The 23,880-nt window shown below is 72.7% G+C and carries 22 protein-coding genes; 8 read left to right on the forward strand and 14 right to left on the reverse strand.

The genetic code is table 11. The features are described from left to right. Nucleotides 1-226: 226 nt before the first annotated feature. The 8 genes from H9Y04_RS01675 to H9Y04_RS01710 all read right to left on the reverse strand — a co-directional run bounded on the left by H9Y04_RS01675 (nucleotide 227) and on the right by H9Y04_RS01710 (nucleotide 7,594). Complete coding sequence (locus H9Y04_RS01675) at nucleotides 227-1,303, reverse strand: HAMP domain-containing sensor histidine kinase (RefSeq protein ID WP_187811883.1); 1,077 nt, start codon at nucleotides 1,301-1,303, stop codon at nucleotides 227-229. 197 nt (nucleotides 1,304-1,500) lie between these two features. Then, nucleotides 1,501-2,238 (reverse strand): response regulator transcription factor, encoded by a 738-nt coding sequence (locus H9Y04_RS01680; RefSeq protein ID WP_187811773.1) that lies wholly within the window; start codon nucleotides 2,236-2,238, stop codon nucleotides 1,501-1,503. A gap of 138 nt (nucleotides 2,239-2,376) precedes the next feature. After that, the gene (locus H9Y04_RS01685; RefSeq protein ID WP_187811774.1) at nucleotides 2,377-3,084 is read right to left on the reverse strand and encodes a spermidine synthase family protein; all 708 of its coding nucleotides are present in this window, start codon (nucleotides 3,082-3,084) and stop codon (nucleotides 2,377-2,379) included. Between the two features lie 81 nt (nucleotides 3,085-3,165). Continuing rightward, a complete protein-coding gene (locus H9Y04_RS01690; protein WP_308800819.1) occupies nucleotides 3,166-3,807 on the reverse strand; it encodes a hypothetical protein in 642 nt (213 codons plus the stop codon). After that, entirely contained in the window at nucleotides 3,804-5,186 is a 1,383-nt protein-coding gene (locus H9Y04_RS01695) for a hypothetical protein (protein WP_187811775.1), read from the reverse strand. Before H9Y04_RS01695 ends, H9Y04_RS01690 begins: the two co-directional genes overlap by 4 nt. After that, the gene (locus H9Y04_RS01700) at nucleotides 5,183-5,977 is read right to left on the reverse strand and encodes an ABC transporter ATP-binding protein (RefSeq protein WP_187811776.1); all 795 of its coding nucleotides are present in this window, start codon (nucleotides 5,975-5,977) and stop codon (nucleotides 5,183-5,185) included. The genes H9Y04_RS01695 and H9Y04_RS01700 overlap by 4 nt, the downstream gene beginning before the upstream one ends. Nucleotides 5,978-6,029: 52 nt before the next feature. Further along, a complete protein-coding gene (locus H9Y04_RS01705; RefSeq protein ID WP_214660708.1) occupies nucleotides 6,030-7,061 on the reverse strand; it encodes a zf-HC2 domain-containing protein in 1,032 nt (343 codons plus the stop codon). Further along, nucleotides 7,058-7,594: an RNA polymerase sigma factor gene (locus H9Y04_RS01710; protein ID WP_187811777.1), complete on the reverse strand. Its 537-nt coding sequence runs from the start codon at nucleotides 7,592-7,594 to the stop codon at nucleotides 7,058-7,060. Before H9Y04_RS01710 ends, H9Y04_RS01705 begins: the two co-directional genes overlap by 4 nt. Before the next feature lie 340 nt (nucleotides 7,595-7,934). On the opposite strand from H9Y04_RS01710, the gene H9Y04_RS01715 reads away from it, so the two are divergent. Next, nucleotides 7,935-9,074, forward strand: coding sequence for a 50S ribosomal protein L11 methyltransferase (locus tag H9Y04_RS01715; RefSeq protein ID WP_308800820.1), 1,140 nt, complete (start codon nucleotides 7,935-7,937; stop codon nucleotides 9,072-9,074). A gap of 57 nt (nucleotides 9,075-9,131) precedes the next feature. Here the strand turns inward: H9Y04_RS01715 and H9Y04_RS01720 are convergent, their stop codons facing one another. The 3 genes from H9Y04_RS01720 to H9Y04_RS01730 all read right to left on the reverse strand — a co-directional run bounded on the left by H9Y04_RS01720 (nucleotide 9,132) and on the right by H9Y04_RS01730 (nucleotide 11,767). After that, entirely contained in the window at nucleotides 9,132-9,875 is a 744-nt protein-coding gene (locus H9Y04_RS01720) for an SAM-dependent methyltransferase (RefSeq protein ID WP_187811779.1), read from the reverse strand. Nucleotides 9,876-10,022: 147 nt separating this feature from the next. Next, on the reverse strand, nucleotides 10,023-10,688 hold the full coding sequence (locus tag H9Y04_RS01725) for a GNAT family N-acetyltransferase (RefSeq protein WP_187811780.1): 666 nt from the start codon (nucleotides 10,686-10,688) through the stop codon (nucleotides 10,023-10,025). A 116-nt stretch (nucleotides 10,689-10,804) separates the two neighbouring features. Further along, entirely contained in the window at nucleotides 10,805-11,767 is a 963-nt protein-coding gene (locus tag H9Y04_RS01730) for an AraC family transcriptional regulator (protein ID WP_187811781.1), read from the reverse strand. Nucleotides 11,768-12,035: 268 nt separating this feature from the next. On the opposite strand from H9Y04_RS01730, the gene H9Y04_RS01735 reads away from it, so the two are divergent. Both H9Y04_RS01735 and lon read left to right on the forward strand, forming a co-directional pair. Further along, nucleotides 12,036-13,019, forward strand: coding sequence for an NADP-dependent oxidoreductase (locus tag H9Y04_RS01735; protein WP_187811886.1), 984 nt, complete (start codon nucleotides 12,036-12,038; stop codon nucleotides 13,017-13,019). 89 nt (nucleotides 13,020-13,108) lie between these two features. After that, a complete protein-coding gene (gene lon / locus H9Y04_RS01740) occupies nucleotides 13,109-15,577 on the forward strand; it encodes an endopeptidase La (protein WP_187811782.1) in 2,469 nt (822 codons plus the stop codon). Nucleotides 15,578-15,661: 84 nt separating this feature from the next. Here the strand turns inward: lon and H9Y04_RS01745 are convergent, their stop codons facing one another. Next, nucleotides 15,662-16,156, reverse strand: coding sequence for a GNAT family N-acetyltransferase (locus tag H9Y04_RS01745; protein ID WP_187811783.1), 495 nt, complete (start codon nucleotides 16,154-16,156; stop codon nucleotides 15,662-15,664). Between the two features lie 95 nt (nucleotides 16,157-16,251). On the opposite strand from H9Y04_RS01745, the gene H9Y04_RS01750 reads away from it, so the two are divergent. Then, nucleotides 16,252-16,749 carry a nucleoside deaminase gene (locus H9Y04_RS01750; RefSeq protein WP_187811784.1) on the forward strand — a complete coding sequence of 166 codons (498 nt, stop codon included), beginning with the start codon at nucleotides 16,252-16,254 and terminating at the stop codon, nucleotides 16,747-16,749. A 25-nt stretch (nucleotides 16,750-16,774) separates the two neighbouring features. Here H9Y04_RS01750 and H9Y04_RS01755 read toward each other — a convergent pair whose 3' ends face one another. After that, complete coding sequence (locus H9Y04_RS01755) at nucleotides 16,775-17,638, reverse strand: lysozyme (protein ID WP_187811785.1); 864 nt, start codon at nucleotides 17,636-17,638, stop codon at nucleotides 16,775-16,777. A gap of 277 nt (nucleotides 17,639-17,915) precedes the next feature. Here H9Y04_RS01755 and H9Y04_RS01760 point away from each other — a divergent pair, with 277 nt between their 5' ends. After that, nucleotides 17,916-18,365 (forward strand): MarR family winged helix-turn-helix transcriptional regulator, encoded by a 450-nt coding sequence (locus H9Y04_RS01760; protein ID WP_236070535.1) that lies wholly within the window; start codon nucleotides 17,916-17,918, stop codon nucleotides 18,363-18,365. 30 nt (nucleotides 18,366-18,395) lie between these two features. Here the strand turns inward: H9Y04_RS01760 and H9Y04_RS01765 are convergent, their stop codons facing one another. After that, nucleotides 18,396-19,241, reverse strand: a complete 846-nt coding sequence (locus H9Y04_RS01765; RefSeq protein WP_187811787.1) for a hypothetical protein — start codon at nucleotides 19,239-19,241, stop codon at nucleotides 18,396-18,398. Nucleotides 19,242-19,653: 412 nt separating this feature from the next. On the opposite strand from H9Y04_RS01765, the gene H9Y04_RS01770 reads away from it, so the two are divergent. The 3 genes from H9Y04_RS01770 to H9Y04_RS01780 are packed head-to-tail and all read left to right on the forward strand — an operon-like array spanning nucleotide 19,654 to nucleotide 23,839. Further along, the gene (locus tag H9Y04_RS01770) at nucleotides 19,654-22,950 is read left to right on the forward strand and encodes a sensor histidine kinase (RefSeq protein ID WP_187811788.1); all 3,297 of its coding nucleotides are present in this window, start codon (nucleotides 19,654-19,656) and stop codon (nucleotides 22,948-22,950) included. A 2-nt stretch (nucleotides 22,951-22,952) separates the two neighbouring features. Further along, a complete protein-coding gene (locus H9Y04_RS01775; protein WP_187811887.1) occupies nucleotides 22,953-23,432 on the forward strand; it encodes a roadblock/LC7 domain-containing protein in 480 nt (159 codons plus the stop codon). Continuing rightward, on the forward strand, nucleotides 23,429-23,839 hold the full coding sequence (locus H9Y04_RS01780) for a DUF742 domain-containing protein (protein ID WP_187811789.1): 411 nt from the start codon (nucleotides 23,429-23,431) through the stop codon (nucleotides 23,837-23,839). Before H9Y04_RS01775 ends, H9Y04_RS01780 begins: the two co-directional genes overlap by 4 nt. Nucleotides 23,840-23,880: the final 41 nt, after the last annotated feature.

Raw genomic sequence — 23,880 nt, forward strand, 5'->3', positions numbered from 1 at the left:
TCCCGGGCCGAGAGGTGCAGACCGGGCGGGCCTTCCGTCACGTAAGTCACATCACAGGACGTGTTTCGGTGCGCGAAATGGCGGGAAACAAGCGAGGTTCCGCTAAGCGAGGGCAGGGGAACATACGGCTGCGCCCGTCGGGACACGCACCCTTGGCCGGACCGCACGTCGATCAGGCGAACTCCGGTGAACGCAGTTCGAAGATCCTGTGCGCCCGTTTCGAACCCTACGTCAACTCACTGCGCGTCCGGGGCCCCGGAAGACTGACCTGTATCCGGCAGCCCCGTACGGATTCGGCCACGCCGATCCGGCCACCGTGCAGATCGACCGCCCAGCGCGCGATGGCCAGGCCCAGACCCGTACCGCCGTCGCTGGATTTCTTGTCCGCGTGGCTGCCGCGGTTGAACCGCTCGAAGACCCGGTGCCACTCGGAGCGCGGGATGCCGGGCCCCTCGTCGAGCACCTCCAGTTCCAGGGAGTCCGGTGCCTCGCCGCGGCGCGCGCGGACCGTGACCCGGCCGTGCGGGGGCGAGTGCTTGACCGCGTTGTCGATGAGGTTGGCGACGACCTGGTGCAGGCGCTCGGCGTCCGCGTGCGCGGTCAGCTCGGGCGGGGTCACGTCCAGGTGCAGATGCACGTCGGTACGGGTGTGCCGCCCCGAACCCGACGGCATGCCGCGGCGCTGCGAGGCGACCATGTTGGCCTCCTTCAGGACGCCGGAGAGATACGGCCAGACCTCGAAGCGCCGCGCCTTCAGCTGGACCACACCGTTGTCGAGGCGGGAGAGGTCGAGCAGGGTCTCGACGAGCCGGCCCAGGCGCTCGGTCTGCTTGAGCGCGGTGCGCATGGTCTCGGGGTCGGCGGCCGAGACACCGTCGACCACGTTCTCCAGGACGGCGCGCAGCGCGGCGATCGGCGTGCGCAGCTCGTGCGAGACATTCGCCACGAGCTCCTTGCGGTGCCGGTCCTGGGCTTCCAGGTCGTCGGCCATGCGGTTGATCGTCTGCGCGAGGTCGCCGAGCTCGTCACGTCGGTCGGCGCCGGAGACCCGGCGGGTGTAGTCGCCGTGCGAGATGGAGCGGGCGACCGTGGTCATCTCGTCCAGGGGTGCGGTCAGCGAGTGCGCCACGAACTGGGTGATCAGCAGGGTCGCGATCACCGAGAAGACCGTGATGAAGCGCAGCTCCGTCTTGGTCTGTATGGCGATCATCAGCAGCCCGGTGGTGATCAGTACGGAGATCACCACGAGCGTGCCGAGCTTGGTCTTGATGGAGAACGGCCGCAGATCCTGCAGCGAGGCCATCAACCGGGTCAGGAGCGGCCCCTGGCGCGCGCGGCCGGTGGCCTGCGCGCGGCTGCGGGCCGCGCGGGCCCGGTGCTCGAGCCGCTCGGTGCGCCGGCTCAGCCGCTCGGAGCGGCGGCGCACCATGGCGGACCACCACAGGAGCAGCTGCGACCACCACAGCAGGGCGGTGGCCAGCGGGCGCGTCAGGACGCCTTTCACGGCGTCGGCGTCTCCAGGGCGTAGCCCACTCCGTGCACCGTACGGATCCGCTCGGCGCCGATCTTGCGGCGCAGCGCCTTGATGTGGCTGTCGACGGTCCGGGTGCCGGAGGCGTCGGCCCAGTCCCACACCTCGGCGAGCAGCTGCTCACGCGAGAGCACGGCGCGCGGGGTGTTCGCCAGGCAGACGAGGAGATCGAACTCGGTCGGCGTGAGATGCACGTCCTCGCTGCGCACGCGGACGCGGCGCTGAGCGTGGTCGATCTCCAGCTCGCCGAGCCGGAGTATCCCCGAGCGCGGAGTGGTCGCGGCGAGCGCGGCCCGCTCGACACGGCGCAGGAGCACATGCACGCGCGCCGCCAACTCCCGCATGGAGAACGGCTTCGTCATGTAGTCGTCCGCGCCGACCCCGAGCCCGACCAGCATGTCGGTCTCGTCGTCACGCGCGGTCAGCATGAGCACCGGCACCGGCCGCTGCGCCTGGACGCGACGGCAGACCTCGAGGCCGTCGAAGCCCGGCAGCATGATGTCGAGGATCAGCAGATCCGGCTGCCAGGCCTCGGCGGTGTCGACCGCCGCGGGACCGTCTCCGGCCGTCTGCACTAGGAAACCCTCGGCACGCAGCCGGGCGCTGATCGCGTCGACGATCGTGGCGTCGTCCTCGACCACGAGGACCCGCCGCTGGGCGCCCGGCATGGCAGCCGTGCCGTTGTGGGAGGTGTGTGTCTGCTCCATGGCCCGCCCCTGGGATACGCCTTCGTTGTCCGTAGCTGCTCCGACGCGGCAGCTTCGCGCAGAGCACTCGGCTCCGTGTTCCGCACGCAAAGATCCGCGTTGTCGGTCAGCAGCGTACGGGCAGTTACACCCCCGCGGCTATGCGGCCCTGATCGCGAGATGGACCACGTCGGGGACGCCGCGGACAACGGGGATCTCTTCCGTACGTACGTTGCTGAATCCGGCATTCCGCAACGACTCTTCGAAATCCCCTGACGGCTGCGCGGACCAAATGGCAAGAACCCCACCGGAGTTGAGCATCCTGGCGCAAGCGGCCAGTCCTTGCGGAGAGTAAAGGGAGTGGTTTCCCTCGGTAACCGTCCAGTCGGGACCGTTGTCGATGTCGAGGCAGAGTGCGTCGTACCTCTCATTGCGGTCGTGCACGTACGCGAGGAGATCGGCCTCGATGATCCGGGTCCGCCTGTCGGCCAGCGCTTTGCCTGAAATGTCGTACAGCGGACCGTTTTGATGCCACTCGATGATCGCCCGCTCCCGCTCCACCACATCGATCCGCGCCCACCGCTCGTCGGCCGCGGCATGCACGAGCGAGAAACCGACACCGAGCCCGCCGATCAGCACGCTCGGCCGCGCGCGATCGCGGGGAAGAGCGTCGCGGGCCGCATCGACGAGCAGCCGCTCGGAGCGCCCGTCGGAGGTGTCCATCAGGAACACCCCGTTGGCGATGATCTGCAGCAACTCACCATGGCGGCGCAGGACCACTTCGCCGTGGGGGCCGGTGCGGCGGTCGAGTACGAGGGGGGCTGCGGTGCTTTCGGTCGGGTCGTTTGGTTCGTACGAGACGTGCATGAGGACATTGTGGCCGGTGACGGCGGTGCGGGCAGGGGGACTTGGAGGTCCGGGCCGTCAGGTGGGCTCCGACTCCGGGCCTCAGGTGGGCTCCGCCTTGGCGCCGCGCAGGGCGTACAGCGCCGTCCCTCCGGCGAACAGCACAGCCGCCACCGTCCAGGCCGCGTCCTGCGGCCCCGGCTGCATCGGCCACGCCCACCACTCGGCCGCGCCACCCGGCCGCAGGGGCGTGCGCAGATACACCGCGCCGATGTACGCGGACCCGGGCAGCCAGCTCAGCCGCGCACCGAGCACCGTCGCCGAAGCGGCCGCGATGCCCGTCGCGCCCAGGGTGGCGCGCACCATGGCCGCGGCGCCGAACAGATCGGCGCGCCCCGGCACCGCGAGGGCGAGCGCCGCCGCGGCGAGCGCGGTGAGCGCGCCGATCTGGACCAGGCGCCACAGCCACCAGGGGCGGGCCGCGGTGCGGTCGAGTTCGGCGGAGTGCTCGTGCAGGCTCGTGCCGATGACGGCCGCGGCGAGCAGCGGAGCCGCCGCGATCACCGGGACGCGCCGCTCGAAGTCCAGGAACGAGGCCGGCCCGGCCGCACCCCACGCCGTGGCGAGGGCCAGACAGGCCAGGACCAGGAGCGCGAGCGGCAGGCCGCGCGAACGGGCGTACAGGAGACGGCCGTCGAGCCGTCCGGTCAGGGGCCAGGGGTTCACAGGAGTCGAGCTGTTCACAGGACGGGCACATCCTTCGGGTCGCAGGAGGCGCGGGCGGCGAAGAACTCGCTGAGCCAGGCGCGGCGTTCGGACTCGGACATGTCCGTCAGGCGCCGGCGGGCGGCACGGTCCGCCTCGATGTCGGCCAGCCACTCTTCGTCACCCCGATCGGCGGCCCACTGCTCTTCCTCCCGTTCCCTCGCGAGCAGGGTGCTGTCCTGGGCCAGCCAGTCGTCGACGGCGGCCTTGGTCCGCATGGCCCTCTCGTCACCCTTCGGCTCGTGGGGGCAGTCCCACTGCGACAGTGCGGTCGCGGCCTCCCGCCGATACAACCCCGGGCTGGAGATCTCCCCGCGCCGTGCGTGCCAGCCCAGCGGCCGCAGCATCGGCAACTGCGCCTCCTCGGGGCCCGGTTCGCCGGGCCCGTCCTCGAAACGCGCCGGCAGATTCCGTACGCCTTCGAGTCGCTCGATCATCGGAAGGAGTGCCGCCCGCACCTCGGGCAGCAGCCCGCCGGCCATGGCATTCACACAGATCGCGGGCCTGGTGGACGTGTCGCACACCTGCTGCCGTGTGACCGGATCGGTCCGCCACATACCGGGTCCGCCGTGGACGAGCAGAGCACCGCACAGCGCGGCCACGGACAGCGGCACCAGTACGGCTGTACGGCGCACCGCCCCGTAGAGCAGGACGACGGCGAGGGCGAGGCCGGCCTGCCAGCCCGTCATGGCGAGCGGCTGCCACCACACCGGAAGCACGGATTCGGAGGTGAACCCCGCGGCCGGGCTCAGCGCGAGCAGGCCGTCGGGTGCGCTGTTCGCGGTGAGCGCCAGGCCGGCATAGCCGCCGATCGCGACGAGCGGCGCCGCGAGCCGCCGGCGCACCAGGCGGCCGGCCACGTAACCGAGCAGCGCGCAGACGGTGAGGAACACGGCGTCCGCGAGCAGTACGCCGACGACGGGGCCGCTGCCTCCCGCGTACGGCAGGTTCACCAGGAGGGCCGCGCCCGCCGCGAGCGCGTATCCGGCGACCGACCACAGCGCCACGGGCAGTGCCGCAGGCCAGAACTGGGCGAACGCGCCCCGCGCGGCCGTGGCTCTCAGGTCGAGGGTGCGCCTGCGGTGCTCGCGGCCGCCCTGCCAGCACCCGGCGGCGGCGGTCAGCGGGGAGCAGACCAGGGTGGCGGCGAGGTGCAGCAGGGTGCGTGTCTCGCCCCAACTGCTCATCCACTCGGCGGACTTCGCGGCCATCGCCAGCGACATCGCGCAGAACACGACGAGACCGGCCAGCGGCGGGAAGCCGCGCAGGCACTCGGTGCGCAGGGGAGTGGGCGTGCGCCGCGCGTCCCTCGTCCGGGTCCGGGTCCGCGTCGGCTCGAGGAGGTCCGTATCGCTCATCGGGTCACCCCGGCGGCGCTGGGGGCCGTGGCGCGGTGGTGGCGCAGGGCCGCGGTGTAGCCGCGCTCGATGGGGTGGTCGCCCGCCTCGGCGGGATCGGCGCCGAGCGCCGCCAGCTGCTCGGTCGTGCCGCGGTATGCGACCCGGCCCTCGGCGAGCAGCGTCACCTCCGTACAGGCCGCTGCCACATCCTCGACGAGATGCGTCGATACGAGGACGGCCGCGTCCCGGCCGACGTCGCGGAGCAACTCGCGGAACTCCACGCGCTGTTCGGGGTCGAGGCCCGCGGTGGGCTCGTCGAGCAGGAGGACGTCGGGCTCGTTGACCAGGGCCTGGGCGATGCCGGCGCGGCGCAGCATGCCGCCGCTCAGCGTCTTCATCCTCGCGTCGGCGCGGTCGCCGAGCCCGACGCGTTCCAGGGCCCGCTCGACCGCGGCCCCGGTGGTCTCGCGCGACAGCTCCTTGAGCCACGCGACGTAGGCGACGAACTCCCGCACGGTGAAGCCGGGATAGAACCCGAAGTCCTGCGGCAGATATCCCAGCCTGCGGCGTACCGCGGGCAGTGCGCGGCGGTCGGCGAGGTCGTGGCCGAGGACTTCCACGCGGCCGGCGGTCGCCGGGGCGACGGTGGCGAGGACGCGGATGAGGGAGGTCTTCCCGGCGCCGTTCGGCCCGAGCAGACCGTGGACTCCGCGCTCGAAGTCGAGGGTGAGGGCGTCGAGGGCGAGGGTCTTGCGGTGGTGGACGGTCAAGGCGGAGAGGGAGATGTGCGGACGCGGGGGCAGCGGCATGGGGCTTCCTGGGGAATGGGGTGCGGAGGGAGGTACGGAGGCAGCGCGGCCGTCAGGCGCGAGGGCCGTGCGCCGTGGTGTGGTCGAAGGCGGCGTGGTCGAAGGCGGTGCGGCGCAGGGCGAGTGCGCCCGCGCAGAGGGCGGCGGCCAGGGCCCAGCCGGCCTGTGCGCCGAGGCCGTTCACGTATCGCGAGAGGCTCTCGGTGAGGGCGTGGGCCGAGGCCTGGGCCTGTGCGTAGTCCCGCGGCGGGCGGGCGGCGAGCGCGGGCAGGCCCACGGCGAGCAGCCAGCCGGTACCGGTCACCGCCGCCGCGATCCTGCAGTCGAGGACGGTGGCGAGCGCGAGCGTGCCGAGCGTCAGCGCGAGCCCGGGCAGCAGCCATGCGGCGGCGGCAGGGCCGCCCTGTCCTGCGGGCAGCAGCGCGCCCGTGACGGTCAGGAGCGGCACGCAGACGGCGAGCGCGACGGCGGTACGGGTAAGGAGCAGCCGCAGCCCGCCGCGCGGACTGGCCGCGGCGATCTCGTACAGCGGATCGACGCCCCTGCCGTACGAGACGGCCACGGCGGCGACCGGCAGCACGGGCGCGAGCGCCAGCAGGGCGCTGCGGGGCACGTCGACGCCCGTGCCGTACGCGAGGGCGAGCGCCGCCGTGATGAGCAGGAGAAGCGAGGCGAGCCAGGAGCCGCGGAGGGCGGGGCCGGTGGACCACCAGGGGCGGTGCCTGTGCGTGGGGGAGGCGGGTGAACGCAGGAAGCTCGTACGTCTGGTGTGGGGGGCGGGGGCGGGCAGGCCCGGGAGTTCGGCGCGTGCGGCGGGAGCCGGGAGCAGGCCGGGAAGTCCGGTGTGTGGGGCCGGGGTGCGGCACAGGCCGAGGAGTGCGGTGCGTGAGGCGGCGAGGAGCGGGCCCGCGTCCGTTGCGCGTACCGCCGCCGAGACCCGGGCCGCGCAGGGCCCGCAGACCTCGACGTGGGTCTCGACCGACCAGGCGTCGGGCTCGGCGAGGGAGTGCGTGGCGTATCCGTCGACGAGCGCGTCCGTGAGATGCCAGGGCTGGGGGCCGCGGTGTGCTGCAGGGATGTTCATACGGTGCCTCCCAGTGCGGCGCGCAAGGCGCGGCGGGCGCGCAGCGCGCGGGTCTTGACCGTGCCCTCGGGGATGCCGAGGAGGGCGGCGGCCTCGCGGGTGGTGAGGCCGTCGACGACGGTGGCGCGCAGGACGTCGCGGAGTTCGAGGGAGATGGTGGCGAGAGCGGTGCCGACGTCGCCGTATTCGAGCCCGGCGAGGACGCGTTCCTCGGCCGAGGGGGCGTCGGCGGGCTCCTCGTGGGCGATGCGGTCGGCCCGGGCCTGGGCGCGGCGGGTGTCGACGAGCCTGCGGGCGGCGATGACCCAGAGCCAGCCGCCGGCCTCGTCGCCCTGGTGGCTCGCGGCCGAGCGCCAGACCGTGAGGAAGGTGTCCTGCAGGACCTCGCGCACGGTTTCGGGGTCGGTGCAGCGGCGGGTGAGGCGGGCGTGCAGCCAGCCGGCGTGCCGGTCGTGGAGGACGGCGAGGGCGTCGGCGTCGCCGCGGGCGACGGCGCGTATCAGCGTGGCGTCGTCGGCCTGGTCTCCCCTCATGGGGCGGAAGAGTCTCACGTGGTGCTTATCGGTGGTGGTGGGCGGTCCGGTTCATTCCAGCCCCTCCGGCGTTTGAGGAGATCCGAACGAAGTTCGGATGCCGGGGGTCCGGGGCGAAGCCCCGGTTTCGGGAAGGGGCGGGGTGGGGGAGAGAGGCCCCCCGCAGGCGCACGCGGCCCGCACCCGGCGACGACACCGCACCAGTGCCGAGACCGCCCGCAGCGACAAGGCCCGCACGGCGACGAGGCCCCGCCCGGCAAGGAAGCCGCGCACGGCAAGGAACGCCCGCCCGCCGACATATCCTGACCGCACACCCCTGCCGCACGACCGAGAGGCCCCCGTGTCCCCCCTGCCACCGCAGGTCATCGACTGGTCCCCGGACGGGGACGAGGTGCGATCGGCCCGTTGGGTCTCGGAGAGCGGTGCGGTCGCGCCGCAGCGTGTCGTGGCCGCCGACAGCCGGATCGGTGTGGCCGCCGCGTACCGGCACATCTGCGAAGGCACCGCGCTCCTGTGGACCGGTGACTACCCGTCGGCCCGGCAGCTGCTCACCTCGCTCGGCAAGCGGGCCGAGCCCCGGCGCAGGCCCAAAGCGGCCTCGCTGACGGAGGCGTTCCGGCTGCAGCGGCGTGAACAGGCCCGCCGCACCCGCATCTTGAGCCTGCTGCTCGTCCCGTACGAGGACGGCTGGACGATTCCGCTCAAGCGCGCGCCCGAGGTGGCGGAGGCCTGCCGGCAGGTCTACGGGGAGTTCGGGGACGGGCCCGCGGCCGGTTCGCTGCGGGAACTGCTCGGTGTCGTCGGGGCGTACGAGTGGCGCCGTAAAGGTGTGGAGATCCCCGTGCTCGGCGGGGACCGGATCCATCCGCACTACGGGGTGTTCTCGCCGGTCCGCGGCGAGTATCTGGATCTCGCGGCGCGCGCACGGCTCGAGGCGCCGCGCGTCGCCTTCGACATCGGTACGGGCACGGGCGTGCTGTCCGTGCTGCTCGCGCGGCGCGGCGCGGGCAAGGTCGTCGCCACGGATCTGGACCCGCGCGCCGTGGCCTGCGCCCGCGAGAACGTCGAGCGGCTCGGTGCCGCGGACGTCGTCGAGGTGCGGGAGGCCGACCTGTTCCCCGAGGGCCGCGCCGATCTGATCGTCTGCAACCCGCCCTGGCTGCCGGCCCGTGCGCGCACCCGGCTCGACCGGGCGGTGTACGACCCCGACAGCGGCTTTCTGCGCGGTTTCCTCCAGGGCCTGCCCGACCACCTCGCACCCGGCGGCGAGGCCTGGCTGCTCATCTCCGACCTGGCCGAACGGCTCGGCCTGCGCGGCGAGTCGGAGCTCGCCGACGCGATCGCGGCCGCGGGCCTGCAGGTGACCGGCCGGGAGACGACCGCGCCCCGGCACGGACGCGCGAACGATCGCGACGATCCGTTGTACGAGGCGCGGTCGAAGGAGATCACCTCACTGTGGAGGCTGGCGGTCGTCGGCTGAGGGCGGTTGTCCGGCCGTCCGGCAAGACGGCAACCGCCCAGCCGCGGGTGGCCCCCCTCAGTTCGCGCGCCGCAGCACCATCGTCACGAAGCCGAGGGTCCCGCGGTATCCCCGCAGCCACTCGTTGCGGTGCTGCACCGCCGCCTCTGCGGCTTCCTTCGCGTCCGGGTCCTCGGGGTGGTCGAGTGCCCAGCGGGCCAGGGTTCCGGTCCAGGACCACTCGTAGTCGTCCCATTCGGCGAGCGTGCTGACGTACGCGTACGTGGGCACCCAGCCCGCCTCCGTGACGCGGTCCACCGTGGTGGCGAGATCCGCGAACTCATCGGCGGAGAAGCCCACTTCGAGGGTCTCCGCGCCGGGCTCGCGCTCCCAGAAGCCGTCGCCGACGAGCACGCTGCCGCCCTCGGCCAGCTTCTTGCCCGCGGCTTCGAGCGTGGGCAGCAGACCGCCGAAGGCATGGGTCGCGCCCACGCACATGACGAGGTCGTACGGCTGGGGCGCCTGGAATCCGGCCGCGTCGGCCAGATGCAGATCGACCCGCCCGGTGAGCCCGGCCTCCTCGACCCAGGACCAGCCGCGCGCGAGGGCCGACTCGCTCACGTCGACGCCGTCGCCCCGTACACCGGGCCGTCCGCTCGCCGCCCGCACGAGCCAGGCCGCCTCCCCGCACCCGAGGTCGAGCACCCGCTCGTCGCCGCGCGGCAGGGCACGGCTGAGCAGGCGGTCGACGGAACTGTCGTACAGCGGCGCGGCGATGGGGTGGTCGGCGTGCGCGAGCGAGCTGATCTTCTGGCGGTCCATGACCGCATCCTGCCCTGCCGCAGGGGGAGCCGTCGACGCCTTTGCCGATCTTGGTGTCCCCGCGGGGCGGTCCGCTCCTGTGCGCCGGTCTTCACGGCCTTCGCGTCCGCTCCTGCGCGCCGGTCTTCACGGCCTTCGCGTCCGCTCCTACGCGCCGGCCCCCACGAACTTCGCGTTCGTCAGCGGTGCCACGATCCGCCAGCCCACCGCCTCGTACAGCAGCCGCCCCTCCGGGGTGCACGCCAGGACCGCGCGCGTGGCACCCTCCGCGAGCGCCGCCGCGTGCAGGGTGTGCATCACGAGTCTGCCGAGCCCCTTGCGCTGGTGCTCCTCGGCGGTCTCGATCTGGTCCACGACCGCGCACGCCCCGACCGGAGCGATCTGCCCGCGCGCGGCGAACGAGCCGTCCGTGTCGGTGATCTGCACGCGGGCGACACCGCCGCGGGTCCAGGTGTGCATCAGATATCCGGCAGGAACCCCGGGCACAGGGGCCGGTGCGAGCTCGGTGACCATCAGGTAGTCGCCCGAGCCGTACGGTTCCCAGCCGGGCGCGAGCCACGGCAGTACGCGCTCGGGATCGGCGAAGACCTTGAGGTGCCAGTCCACGCCGCGGGTCGACTCGCTGACCTTGCGGACATCGGCCTCGAGCACGTCGTCGTTGGTGGCCGCGAGGACGTGCCGGGCGACATGCCCGCGCAGTCCGCCGTGGACGGTGTACCCCCAGGGCTCCCGGACCGGCGGCGCGGCGCCGCGCGAGACGACCCAGCCGTCCACCCATTCCCGTACGTTCACGTCCTCGTTCGCGCGCTCCATGAGCCCTCCCCGCTCTCGCCGCCTCAGCCAGATGTAATGGCTGCATGCCTGGATTGGATATTACGGGGAGGGTGCTGCCGGAAGGTCGCCGGCAGTGATTCTTTGCCGCATCGTGATCACAGGAGCATCGTCCGCGCCCCGGCGGTACCTGCCCTGCGGTACCTGCCCGGCGGCACCCCGTACGCGCGCTTGAACGCCGCGGCGAACGCGAACTCCGATGCGTAACCCACCTGTGCGGCAAGGGGCTTCAGCGGTGCGTCCGTGGTCTGCAGCAGCCGCGCCGCCGTCGTCATGCGCCACCAGGTGAGATACGTCAGCGGCGGCTGCCCGGTCAGCGCCGCGAACCGCCGCGCGAACGGCGCGCGCGAGAGCCCGGCCCGCCCGGCGAGCGAGGCCACGGTCCACGGGTCGCCGGGCGCGCCGTGGATGGCGTCGAGGGCGGCGGTGATCTGCGGATCGTTGAGCGCGGCGACCCAGCCGGTCGCGTTGCCGCGGGCGGGCTGCTCGGCGAACCAGATGCGCAGGATGTACGTGAGCAGCGTCTCCAGGAGCGCGGGCACCGCCGCTCCGCTGCCGAGCCGTGGACGGCCGAGCTCCGCGGCCAACAGCTCGACGGCGGAGCCCAGTTCGCTAGGGCGGCCGGCGCCGGCGGGCAGATGGATCCGCTCGGGCAGGCCGAGCAGAAGCGGGTGCGTGCGCCGGGGGTCCAGCTGGTAGGTGCCGCACAGGACGACCGTGGCCGGGCCCCGGCTCCCGGTCGGGTCCACGCTGTCGAAGGCGTACGGGGTGGCGTAGCGCGGGTCGTCCGGCTCGCAGGCGGGTGCGGGCGGGGGAGTGCCGGAGCTGTCGGCGAGCGTGTGCCCGCTGCCGTGGGGCATCAACAGCACGTCACCGGCCGCGAGTCGGACGGGTTCGCCCTCGGGCGGCAGCAGCAGACAGGACCCCTCCAGGACGATCTGGAACCCCGCCGAGCCTGGCACGGAGGCGAACTCCTGGGCCCACGGCGCATGCCAGCGCACATGGGCCGCGCGGGGACGACCGGTGCGGATCACGGCGAGCACATCGCTGAGTACGTCCATCGGGGGAGCGTACGGGGCGCGGCGGCGAGGGTGAGGGGGTGCGCACGGCGGATGCGTGCGAGACGTACGCGTAGAAAAGCGGTACTCGTACGCATGGATCGTCTCGCCGGCCGCACCTAGCGTCGAACGCATGACGATCAAGAGCAAGAACACGGCAGAGACCGGAACCCCGTCGGCAGGGACCGGGGCCGGGCCGGTGGATACCGAAGCCCCGTCGGCAGAGACCAGGACCGGGTCAGCGGACATCAGAACCCCGTCGGCCCAGACCATGAAGGCCGCCCGTATGCACGCCTACGGAGCCGCCGAGGTGATCCGCCACGAGGACGCTCCCCGTCCCCGTCCTGCCGCAGGTGAGGTCCTCGTCCGGGTGGCCGCGACCTCGTTCAACCCGACCGAAGCCGCCCTGCGGCAGGGGCTGTTGCGGAGCTTCCTGCCGGTGGAACTGCCGTACACACCCGGCTGGGATGTCGCGGGGACGGTGGCCGAACTCGGGGCGGACGTCAGCGACTTGGCCGTCGGTGACCGCGTCGTCGGACGCGTGGACGGCGCCGGAGGGGCCGCCGAGTACGTACGGGCTCCGGCGGCCGTTCTCGTGCCGGCCCCCGCCACCGTCCCGCTCGCGCACGCCGCGGCGCTCCCCGTGGCCGGGCTCACCGCATGGCAGGCGGTGTTCGAGCACGGGAAGGTCTCGGCCGGTCAGCGCGTTCTCGTCAACGGAGCCGGAGGAGGTGTCGGAGGTCTTGTCACGCAGCTCGCCAAGCATGCCGGCGCCTCGGTCGTCGCCACGGCCGGGCCGCGCAGCGCCGCGGCCGTGCGCACGCAGGGGGCGGACGAGGTGATCGACTACACCGTCACACCGGTGGCGAAGGCCCTGACCGGCACGGTCGACACCCTCCTGAACCTGGTCCCGCTCGACCCCGGGGAGGTCGCGGCCCTCGTGTCCCTGGTGCGGCCCGGCGGCCGGATCGTCTCGATCGCCACGCCCATCGACGTCGCCATGCCCATCGACATCGCCGCCTCCGGCGACAGCTCCCCCTCCGGCGCCGCGGCCCCGGACGTGACCTCCCTCCACATGGTCGCCCGCAACGACCCCACCGACCTGAGCGCATTGATCGCCCTCGTCGACGCGGGCAAGGTCGCCGTCGACGTCAGCGCCACGTACCCGCTGTCCCGCCTCGCGGAGGTCCACCGCCTCGGCGAGACAGGCCGCATCCGCGGAAAAGTCCTGGTCATCCCCGATGCCGCACAGTGATCGCTCAGAGCGAACGCCCGTCGGGGAACATCCGGCGGCGCACAAGCATTGAGTCGGCATAACTCAACTTGCATGCCGAAGGGAAGATCATGGCTTCGACGTCCAATCCGCTCACCCTGCCCGTGCTCCCGCTCGATGACGAGGTCGTGCTCCCCGGCATGGTCGTGCCGCTCGACCTCAACGATCCCGATGTACGCGCCGCGGTGGAGGCCGCTCAGGCCGCCGCACGCCGACAGGAGGGGCCGGGGCGCAGCCCCGACGATGAGGGGCGGTGGTCGGGCGACGGGCGGGCCGGGAAGCCACGCGTGCTGCTCGTGCCGCGCATCGACGGCACGTACGCGGGCATCGGCGTGCTCGGCACGGTCGAGCAGGTCGGCCGCCTCGCCGACGGCGACCCCGGCGCCCTGATCAGGGCCCGGCGGCGCATCAAGATCGGGGCCGGGACCACGGGACCGGGCGCCGCCCTCTGGGTCGAAGGGACCCAGGTGGACGACAGCGCCCCCGACCCCCTGCCCGGCCAGGTCGCCGAACTGGTCAAGGAATACAAGGCACTCGCCACCAGCTGGCTGCGCAAGCGCGGCGCCTGGCAGGTCGTCGACCGCGTCCAGCAGATCGACGAGGTCGGCGCGCTCGCGGACAACTCCGGCTACTCACCGTTCCTCTCCACGGAGCAGAAGGTCGAACTCCTGGAGACCACCGACCCGGTGGCCCGCCTCAAGCTCGCCATCCAGTGGCTCGGCGAGCACCTCGCCGAGCAGGACGTCGCCGAGTCCATCGCCAAGGACGTACAGGAAGGCGTCGACAAGCAGCAGCGCGAGTTCCTGCTCCGCCGCCAGCTCGAAGCCGTACGCAAGGAGCTGCGCGAGCTCAACGGCGAGCAGGACGGCGAGGAGTCGGACGACTACCGCGCCCGGGTCGAGGCCGCCGACCTGCCCGAGAAGGTACAGGAGGCCGCGCTCAAGGAGGTCGACAAGCTGGAGCGGTCCAGCGACCAGTCCCCCGAGGGCAGCTGGATCCGCACCTGGCTGGACACCGTCCTCGAACTCCCCTGGAACGAGCGGACCGAGGACGCGTACGACATCCAGGGCGCCAAGGCCGTCCTCGATGCCGAGCACGCGGGCCTCGACGACGTGAAGGAGCGGATCACCGAATACCTGGCGGTGCGCAAGCGGCGCACCGACCGGGGCCTGGGCGTGGTCGGCGGGCGACGCGGAGGAGCCGTTCTCGCGCTCGTCGGCCCGCCCGGAGTCGGCAAGACCTCGCTCGGCGAGTCCGTCGCGCACGCGATGGGCCGCAAGTTCGTCCGGGTCGCCCTCGGCGGCGTACGGGACGAGGCGGAGATCCGCGGACACCGCCGTACGTACGTCGGCGCGCTGCCCGGCCGGATCGTCCGCGCCATCAAGGAGGCCGGGTCCATGAACCCGGTCGTGCTCCTCGACGAGATCGACAAGGTCGGCTCCGACTTCCGCGGCGACCCCGCGGCCGCCCTCCTGGAGGTCCTCGACCCGGCGCAGAACCACACCTTCCGCGACCACTACCTGGAGGTCGAACTCGACCTGAGCGACGTCGTCTTCCTGGCCACGGCCAACGTCCTCGAAGCCATCCCCGAGGCCCTGCTCGACCGCATGGACCTCGTCCGGCTCGACGGCTACACCGAGGACGAGAAGGTCGTCATCGCCCGCGACCACCTGCTGCCCCGGCAGCTGGAGCGCTCGGGTCTGAACGGCGACGAGGTCACCGTCGAGGAGGACGCGCTGCGCAAGCTGGCCGGCGAGTACACCCGCGAGGCCGGCGTCCGCAACCTGGAGCGCGCCATCACCCGGGTGCTCCGCAAGGTGGCCGCGCAGCACGAACTCGGCGACCGCGAGCTGCCGTTCACGGTCGGCGCCGACGATCTGCGCGACCTCATCGGACGCCCGCACCACGTGCCCGAGTCCGCCCAGGACCCGGCCGAGCGGCGCACCGCCGTACCCGGCGTGGCGACCGGACTCGCGGTGACCGGCGCGGGCGGCGACGTCCTCTTCGTCGAGGCCTCCCTCGCCGACCCGGAGACGGGCGCGGCGGGCCTGACCCTCACCGGTCAGCTCGGCGACGTCATGAAGGAGTCCGCACAGATCGCCCTGAGCTTCCTGCGCTCGCACGGCGCGGAACTGGAGCTCCCGGTGGCCGACTTGAAGGACCGCGGGGTGCACATCCACTTCCCCGCGGGCGCGGTCCCGAAGGACGGTCCGAGCGCCGGCATCACGATGACGACGGCTCTCGCCTCGCTCCTGTCCGGACGCCTTGTCCGTACGGACGTGGCGATGACGGGAGAGGTCTCGCTGACCGGCCGGGTGCTGCCCATCGGCGGCGTGAAGCAGAAGCTGCTCGCCGCACACCGGGCGGGCGTCACCACGGTGATCATCCCGAAGCGCAACGAGGCCGACCTGGACGACGTACCGGCGGAGGTCCTGCAGAAGCTGGACGTCCACCCGGTGACGGACGTCCGCCAGGTCCTCGAACTGGCCCTGGCGCCCGCCTCGAACGGGGCGCAGGTGGAGGTTCCGGTCGCGGCGTGACGGCTCAGGTTCCGGTCGCGGCGTGACGGACGCGACCGGATGAGAAAAGCCAGGGCCCCCGCGATCGCGGGGGCCCTGGCCCTTTCACGCCGTACCCACCGGCAGCCGGAACCGCAGCTTCTCCGTGGCCCGCGCCCCGATCCGCTCGTAGAACCGCACCGCGTCCACGTTCCACACCGGCGTCTGCCACTGCACGTGATCGCACCCCAGGGCCCGCGCCTCGTCCACCACCGCCTGCACCAGACGCGGCCCGAGCCCGAGCCCCCGCTGCCCGTCCCGCAGGAACAGACAGTCCATGTGGAGGTACTCGGCCCCGTCCCACGTGGACACCTCCGGCGCGCAGGTCGCGTACCCCACGACCTCACCGCTGCCCGACTCCGCGACGAAACACCGCAACCGCGGCGCATCCGACCCGAACAGCAGCCGCTCCAGCCGCCCCGCAAGCCCCTCCGGCGGAGCCGGCGCCTTCTCGTACTCGGCATGCTCGCCCACGAGCCGGACGATCGCGGGGAGATCGCCGACGGCCGCACGCCGTACTCGGGCCGCGGCCGCCGCACCTGTTTCTGCAGGAACACTCATACGGCCATGATGCCGACCACCCGCACGCACCGGCAGGCGGGGGACCCGCGGCCCGGGGCCGCCGGCCCGGGCGACCCCCGGCTTAGCCTGATCCCATGCTGAACGAAGCCGACCTCGCCCACCTACGCCGCTGCGTGGAACTCGCCACCGAAGCCCTCGACGCCGGCGACGAACCCTTCGGCTCCGTCCTCGTCGACGCCGAGGGCAACGCCCGCGCCGAGGACCGCAACCGTGTGGCCGGCGGCGACCACACCCGCCACCCCGAGTTCGAGCTCGCCCGCTGGGCCGCCGCCCACATGACCCCCGAGGAGCGCGCGGGCGCCACCGTCTACACCTCCGGCGAACACTGCCCCATGTGCTCCGCCGCCCACGCCTGGGTCGGCCTCGCCCGCATCGTCTACGTCGCGTCCTCGGCCCAACTCACCCAGTGGCTCACCGACTTGGGCGTCCCGGCGGGCCCGGTCGCTCCCCTCCCCGTGAACGCGGTCGCCCCCCAGATCATCGTGGAGGGCCCGGTCCCGGAGCTGGCGGAAGAAGTCCACGCCCTCCACGTCAGGCTGCACACGCAGGACCCGGCCACCCCCCACGGGTGACCGGGCCCCGGTGGTGCCGCGCGGGTCAGCCGTTGGCCAGCGCCACCACGCGGTCGAGCGCCCCGTTGAACTTGTTGTGGTCACCGACGATGGGCCCGGAGGAGGTGTACTGCCACATCGTGTAGTACCCCCACCCAGCCGGCAGCGTCCCCGGTGTCGTGTTGTAGCGGGCGATCCACAGGGGGTTGGTCGTGCCGAAGCCGCCGTAGTTGCCCGTGCACTGGGTCCACCAGCTCGTCGCCGTGTAGATGACCGCGTCGCGGCCCGTGCGGGCCTTGTAGCGGTTCAGGAAGTCGCGGATCCAAGTGACCATCGCCGACTGGGACTTGCCGTAGCAGGCCGCTCCGTACGGGTTCCACTCGATGTCCAGCGCGCCCGGCAGGGTCTTGCCGTCGCGGGACCAGCCGCCGCCGTTGTTGACGAAGTAGTCGGCCTGGGTCGCACCGGAGGTCGTGTCGGGGGTCGCGAAGTGGTAGGCGCCGCGGATCATGCCGACGTTGTACGAGCCGTTGTACTGCTGCGCGAAGTAGGGGTTCTTGTAGTACGTCCCCTCCGTGGCCTTCACGTAGGCCCACTTCACTCCGCTCGTCCACAGGGACGACCAGTTGACGTTGCCCTGGTGGCTGGAGACGTCGACGCCCTCGGTCTGGACGGCGCGGGTGTCGCGGGGCAGTCCGCCCTGGCCGTCGTGCTGCACGACGCCCATGCCCATGTGGGCCTCGCCGCGCGCCGGTTTGTCGGCGGTGTCGGCGGCCTGGGACGTGGCGGGCAGCGTGAACAGGAGGGAGAGGACGGACAGAAGAACGCCGGCCGCGGTCAGGCGTGAGCGGGAGCTCAGCGGGAGCGGCCGGCGGGTGGTACGGGGTCTTCCGGGTCTGTGCACGGACATGTGCGTGCCTCCGAAGGCCTCGTGGAGCCCGGCGGCCGGGCTCCGGTGGGGGGATCTGTCGACATGTCGCCCAATCAGGGCGTGGACATGTCACCAATGAAGCTACGCAGCAGGACTCGCGGGTGGGAAGAGGGCCTTGGGGCTGCCGTTGGTCTACGCCTGCGAAATACTGGCCGAGCTGCGGCAACGGCCGCGGTTGGCGGAAACTTTCAGCATCGGAAAGCGTTTGATGGCCTCTGAAGTGCACGACCGCGGAGACGGCACCGCGCGCCCCGGTATGCCGGAGAGTGGTGTGGACCACGAATTCCTCGCCCTGGAGCGGGAGTTGACGGTCTTCCTGCGGCGCGCACGGGCCAGTTCCGGGGAGATGGCGCGTGCGGTCCACCCGGAGCTCGAACCTGCCGCGTACGGCCTCCTCGTACGTCTGGAGGAGGGCGGGCCGCAGCGGGCCACGGACCTCGCCGCGTACTTCGGCGTCGGCAAGGCCACGATGAGCCGCCAGCTGCGGGCCCTGGAGGATCTCGGCCTGGTGGCGCGCGAGCCCGATCCCGCGGACGGGCGGGCGGCCCTTGTGCGGCTCACGGACGAGGGCCGTGAGCGCTTCCGTACGGTGCGGGGCGCCCGCCGTGAGCGCTATGTGCGCCAGCTCGCCGACTGGGACCGCTCCGAAGTGGCCGAACTCGCCCGCCTGCTGCACCAGCTGAACGCGGGCGCCGCCGACCAGTAGCGGGCCGCGCGCTCGACGACGCGGGTGCCCCTAGAGCTCCACCCACACCGCGGTCGCGTCGTCGTGCGCCTTCCCGCCGACCCGTACCCCCGCGGCCACCCGCTCCCGCTCCAGCACCCGCACCCGGTCCACCAGACCCTGCGGCCCTGCCTTGCGCAGATAGGCGAAGCACTCCGTCCAGTCGCCCTCGCCCAGCTTCTCCACCCAGCGCGTCGCCCCGTCGGTGAGGCCCGCCAGGGTGCGCACGTCGGCACGTGCGCGGCTGCCCGTGATCGCGCGGAAGGCCGCCGAGGGGTCCGCGGCCGCCGTGAAGAAGCCGTCCTCGGCGTTGCGCAGGGATTCGACCTCGGCGACGTACGCCTGGACCGCGGCTGCCCGTTCCGGTGTGCCCTCCGGCAGCGAACGCACCAGGGAACGCGCCCGCGTCACGCGCTCCGGCAGTGTGTCCAGCCTGCGGTCGAGCACCACGTCGACCTCGCCGTCCGGCGACTCGACGAGCAGTGCCGAGTCGGAGAGCACCAGATGTTCGACCGTCTCGGCGTCCCAGCGCGCCAGGACCACCGTCGCCTGAGGCGTACGGGAGTGAGAAAGGTCACAGGTGGTGCGGTGGGCGTCCGCGGTGCGGCCGATCGCCGCGGAGAGGATCTCGGCCAGGGTCATGTCCCGCCGCGAAACGGACAGTTCACACAGAGCACCCCCAAGTCGGGCCACGAACCAGGGCACGTCGTGCACACAACCGTCGTCGCCCTCGGGTGGCGTCACGCCGTCCAGGACGACCAGCGCCCCGCCCTGTCCTGATGCGGGCAGCGCCACGGAGGCGAAGTCCTCGTTGGGGCGTGCGGGGTTGCCGGGTTCCGTACAGAGTTCGACGCGCATCCATGCAGTCTGCACGAGTGTGCGCGGGACCTTCACAGAGGGCGCGGAGAGGGCGAGTTGGCCTGGACCACACCCTTTGCCGCCGAAGTGGCGGGGCATCTTGCCAAAGGCCGCGCCCGCCGTCCAACCGGCGCCCCGCGCGCCCCCGCAATCGAAGTGAAGTGGAACTTGATCCCTCAACTCCCGGCGAGGTTCACTCCTTCGGGTGGCCCGCCCGACTAAGGGCGACCGCCACCCGGGCGCGCTGGAATGGTCATAAGCCGTACCAGAGAGGGCACGTCACCACACCGGACACGGTGGACGACGCGGCACAGCAAGCAGCCCCCGCGCCCTGTGCCGCACCTCGCGGCGCATGCGACGCCTGAGCTCACGGCCCGGGCGGCGCACGACAAGAACACCGAGAGCAACGAGGATGCGAGCACCGGTGCAGAGCAAGCGGCCTGGTGAGGCCAGACCAGGCCAGAGCGAGCAGCCTGGTGAGGCCGGACGGGGCCGGACGGTCCGGGTACGCAGCCGTCTGATCGCCGCCGTCGCGGTGGTCACCGCCGCCGTCGTCGGCGCGGGCGCCCCCGCCGTCCTGGGTGCCTCCTCCCAAGTGGCCGACACCCAGAGTCTGGTGGACCTCGCCGAGCTCACCCAGCGGACCGTCACGCTCGCGCACGCGCTGAGCGACGAACGCGACGAGGTGACCTCGTACATCGCCGCGGGCCGTCCCGAGGACAAGCAGCCAGGACCGGGTACGCGGGTCGACCGGCAGCTCGCCGAACTGCGCGCCGAAGCCCCGCCGTCCCTGCGCGAGGACCTCGCGGCCTTCACGAGTGTGCGCCGCGAGGCCCGCTCCGGTGAGGGCGAGGGTTCGGCGCTCGAAGTGCACACCGCGTACACCCAGGCCCTCACCGAGCTGCACCGGCTCACCGAGGAGCTCGCCGACCAGCTGCCCGCGCGCGCCGGAAAGGGCCGGCACGCGCTCGCCGATCTCGACCGTGCCGTCGCACAGGCCGGTGAGGTCCGCGGGCTGCTGCTCGCCGCGTACGCCACACCGCGCACCGCCCCGCAGACCGTGATCGACCCGCTGACCGGTCTGCCCGTCACCGCGCAGGCGGCCCGCACCCCCGACGACCGCCGCCGCGACGCCCTCACCACCGCGGCGTACGAGGCCCGACTCGGTGAGCGGGCGGCGCTCGACGCGTTCGCCGCCGGCGCTCCCGTGGACCAGCGGGCCAAGCTGCGCACGACCGTCACCGGGCCCGACGTGGCCACCGCGGACCGCTACATCGCCCGTCTCACCGACCGCCCGACGCTGAACACCGAGGAACTCGGCTACAACAGCGAGAAGATCGCCACCTCTCTCACGGCCCGCGTCGACCAGCTGCGCAGCGTGGAGAACTCCCTGGTCACCGAGCGCATCAGGGATCTGAACAAGCTCCGCGACGACGACGTCACCGCGCTCGAACTGCGGATCGCCCTCGTCGGCGTGCTCGCCCTGCTCGCCCTCGGCGTCGGGATCGCCGTGGCCCGTACGCTCACCCAGCCGCTGGCCGCCCTGCGCCTGGGCACCGCCCGGCTCGCCGGCGGTCCGGGGTCCGAGGAGCCGGTGCGCTACACCGGGCGCAACGACGAGTTCGCCGCGGTCGTACGGTCCGTCAACGCGCTGTACGAGCACACCGTCAAGCTGCACGCACGGGTCGGTGTCCTGGAGGAGGACCGCAAGCACTTCGTGGGCGAGCGCGAGCAGCTGGCCTGCGAGCGGGTCGGCCTGCGCAAGGAACTGGCCGCCGCGCGCGACGAGTTGCAGCGGGTCGAGGACAGCGTGCAGAGCACGTTCGTCAACCTCGCGCTGCGCACCCTCGGGCTCGTCGAGCGGCAGCTCGCCGTGATCGAGGGCCTCGAGGAGCGCGAGGAGGACCCCGAGCGCCTCGCCACGCTCTTCAAGCTGGACCACTTCGCCACGGTGATGCGCCGGCACAGCGAGAACCTCCTGGTCCTCGCGGGCGCCGAGCACAAGCACGCGCACCCGGGCCCGGTGCCTCTGGTGGATGTCGTACGGGCTGCGGTCAGCGAGATCGAGCGCTATGAGCGCGTCCGGATCGCCGCGCTGCCGCCGCACGCGCATCTGGCCGGATTCGCCGCCGACGACCTGAGCCACCTGCTCGCCGAACTCCTGGAGAACGCCACGTCGTTCTCGCCGCCCGACGCGGCGGTCGAGGTCTCGGGCTGGCTCCTGGAGAGCGGCGAGGTGATGCTCTCCGTCCAGGACGAGGGCATCGGCCTGACGCCCGAGCGCCTGCACACCGTCAACTCCCGGCTGGCCGAGTTCGACCCCGACGCCCTGCACGGCGGCGACGAGGGCCTCGGTCTCGGCCTGTACGTGGTGGGCCGCCTCGCCGCGCGCCACGGCGTGCGGGTCGAGCTGCGCGAGCAGAAGCACGGCGGGATCACCGCGGTCGCCGTGCTGCCCAAGCCGATCCTCGCGGCCGCCCCGGCCGCGGCCGTCACCCCCGGCGTCTCCCTGGCGGGCGCGGCGCCGGAGCTGCATCTGGCGGGCGCGGAGGCCGAGGCCAACTCCAACGAGCTGGCGGGCCGTTCCCGCCTGGTGGCGGCGGCGGAGGCCGCGGTGGCGGCGGCCGAGCGTGATGCGGCTGCGGTGGGCTCCGGGCGTGATGCGGGTGCGGAGAGCCCCGAGCGTGCTCCGGAGGGGGAGGGCTCCGAGCTCGCTTCGGGTACGGAGGGCTTCGAGGAGGGCTTCGAGCCCGCTCCGGGTGCGGAGAGCTTCGAACTCGCCCCGGATGCGGAGAGCTTCGAGACCGCCCCGGCTGTGTCCGATGCTGATGACGTCGTACGGGCTGCGGAGGACGATTCCGTACGGGCTGCCGAAGACGACCCCGTACGGGAAGCAGACCCTGTGGCCGCGGAGCCGGGGGACTCGGGCGGTGAGCCCGTGTTCGACGGTGAGGATCTCGTCGCCGCGGCCTTCGGGGAGCGCGAGCCCCGGCACACGGAGCAGGCGCTCGACGACCCGCTGGGCCCGGAGGGCCCGGACGACCTCGCCGAGACCGGCCCCGAGACCACGCTCGAACTCGCGCTGCCCGCCCCGGAGTTGGACACCCCGCACCTTCTGCGTCCCACCCGCATCGAGGCCGTCCCGGACGACCATGCGCATGAGCGCACCGAGGACGAGACCCCGCGCGCGGAACAGGACCGGGAGCAGGAGCGGGAGCGGCAACAGGAACGGGAGCAGGCGCAGGAGCCCGTGGCGGAAGCCGCACCCGCACCCCGTGCGCCCAAGTGGGAGCGCGTCACAGACAAGGGGCTGCCCAAGCGCACCCCGAAGGTGACCACGCCCGCCGCACAGACCGCGCCCGCGCGCCCCAAGGGCGTGGACGCCGAAGCGCTGCGCCGCCGGCTCGCCGGGTTCCGGCAGGGCGCGGAGACCGGCCGCCGCGACGTCGAGGCCGAACTCGCCGACGTACAGCCGGAGTCCGATGGACGGCCGGAGCGGGGCGTACAGCCGGAGTCCGATGGACGGCCGGAGCGGGGCGTACAGCCGAAGCCCGAGGTCCCGCACCAGACCGAAGCGGAACCACGGCACGCGGCGCCGCCAGAGCACAGCGCACCGCAGAACCCCGCACCACAGAACCCCGCACCACAGACGGACCCGCAGCAAGAGACCACGGAACCGGGGGACTCACTCAAGGAGGCCCGCAGTTGACGGTGTCCAGCAAGCCCGGCGCGCCAAGCACCGAGGCCCGCAACCTGCACTGGCTGCTGACGAACCTGGTGGACGAGGTCCCCGGCCTGCTCTCGGTCGCGGTGGTCTCCTCGGACGGCCTGCTGCTTCTGTCCTCCGACCCGGGACAGAACGCTGAGCAGGTCCAGGCACCCACCGGCCCTCGCGGCTCCAGTGCCGACCTCGCCACCATCGTCTCCGGCCTCGGCAGCCTCACCGTCGGCGCCGCCCGCCTGATGGAGGGCGGTGGCGTGAAGCAGACCGTCGTCGCGATGGACGAGGGCAGCCTGTTCGTCATGTCGATCAGCGACGGCTCGCTGCTCGGCGTGCACGCCACGCCCGACTGCGACATGAGCGTGGTGGCGTACCACATGGCGCTCTTCGTGGGCCGGGCCGGCCACGTCCTGACCCCTGAACTCCGCAGCGAACTGCGGCAGTCGAGGGAGAGGACGCAGAGCCGGTGAGCCACGCGAAACTTCCGGTGCGCGGCGCCGACCGGCGGCCCGCCCGCGTCCGCCCGTACTCGCTGACGGGCGGCCGCACCCGCTTCGGGCACGTGCTGCTCGTGGAGACCTTCGTGGCCGCCGTGCCCGCCATCGACGGCGGACCGGACGACCGGCCCGAACTCCCGCAGGGCAGCCTGCACACGAAGGTGATGCCGGAGCTGCGGGCCATCGTGGAGATCTGCCGCCGCATGCGGACGGTCGCCGAGATCTCGGCCCTCCTCAAGATGCCGCTCGGCGTCGTGCGCGTGCTGCTCAGCGACCTCGCCGACCAGGGAAGGATCAGGGTGTACGGGACCGGCCACGGCCCCGGGCAGCCCGACCGCGCGCTGCTGGAAAGGGTGCTGAGTGGACTCCGTCGCCTCTGACACGGTCATAGGAACCTGGCTCCCCGAAGCCGAAGCCGAAG

The sequence above is a fragment of the Streptomyces polyasparticus genome (assembly GCF_014493765.1).
Classification (GTDB): domain Bacteria; phylum Actinomycetota; class Actinomycetes; order Streptomycetales; family Streptomycetaceae; genus Streptomyces; species Streptomyces polyasparticus.

Coding starts and splice junctions, on each gene's coding strand:
- H9Y04_RS01770 (WP_187811788.1), top strand. CDS start 19,654: ATGCGAGCACCGGTGCAGAGCAAGCGGCCTGGTGAGGCCAGACCAGGC.
- H9Y04_RS01675 (WP_187811883.1), bottom strand. CDS start 1,303: ATGGCCTCGCTGCAGGATCTGCGGCCGTTCTCCATCAAGACCAAGCTC.
- H9Y04_RS01730 (WP_187811781.1), bottom strand. CDS start 11,767: ATGGACGTACTCAGCGATGTGCTCGCCGTGATCCGCACCGGTCGTCCC.
- H9Y04_RS01700 (WP_187811776.1), bottom strand. CDS start 5,977: ATGCCGCTGCCCCCGCGTCCGCACATCTCCCTCTCCGCCTTGACCGTC.
- H9Y04_RS01720 (WP_187811779.1), bottom strand. CDS start 9,875: ATGGACCGCCAGAAGATCAGCTCGCTCGCGCACGCCGACCACCCCATC.
- H9Y04_RS01710 (WP_187811777.1), bottom strand. CDS start 7,594: ATGAGGGGAGACCAGGCCGACGACGCCACGCTGATACGCGCCGTCGCC.
- H9Y04_RS01705 (WP_214660708.1), bottom strand. CDS start 7,061: ATGAACATCCCTGCAGCACACCGCGGCCCCCAGCCCTGGCATCTCACG.
- H9Y04_RS01685 (WP_187811774.1), bottom strand. CDS start 3,084: ATGCACGTCTCGTACGAACCAAACGACCCGACCGAAAGCACCGCAGCC.
- H9Y04_RS01765 (WP_187811787.1), bottom strand. CDS start 19,241: ATGCGCGTCGAACTCTGTACGGAACCCGGCAACCCCGCACGCCCCAAC.
- H9Y04_RS01755 (WP_187811785.1), bottom strand. CDS start 17,638: ATGTCCGTGCACAGACCCGGAAGACCCCGTACCACCCGCCGGCCGCTC.
- H9Y04_RS01725 (WP_187811780.1), bottom strand. CDS start 10,688: ATGGAGCGCGCGAACGAGGACGTGAACGTACGGGAATGGGTGGACGGC.
- H9Y04_RS01695 (WP_187811775.1), bottom strand. CDS start 5,186: ATGAGCGATACGGACCTCCTCGAGCCGACGCGGACCCGGACCCGGACG.
- H9Y04_RS01680 (WP_187811773.1), bottom strand. CDS start 2,238: ATGGAGCAGACACACACCTCCCACAACGGCACGGCTGCCATGCCGGGC.
- H9Y04_RS01760 (WP_236070535.1), top strand. CDS start 17,916: ATGCCGGAGAGTGGTGTGGACCACGAATTCCTCGCCCTGGAGCGGGAG.
- H9Y04_RS01735 (WP_187811886.1), top strand. CDS start 12,036: ATGAAGGCCGCCCGTATGCACGCCTACGGAGCCGCCGAGGTGATCCGC.
- lon (WP_187811782.1), top strand. CDS start 13,109: ATGGCTTCGACGTCCAATCCGCTCACCCTGCCCGTGCTCCCGCTCGAT.
- H9Y04_RS01745 (WP_187811783.1), bottom strand. CDS start 16,156: ATGAGTGTTCCTGCAGAAACAGGTGCGGCGGCCGCGGCCCGAGTACGG.
- H9Y04_RS01750 (WP_187811784.1), top strand. CDS start 16,252: ATGCTGAACGAAGCCGACCTCGCCCACCTACGCCGCTGCGTGGAACTC.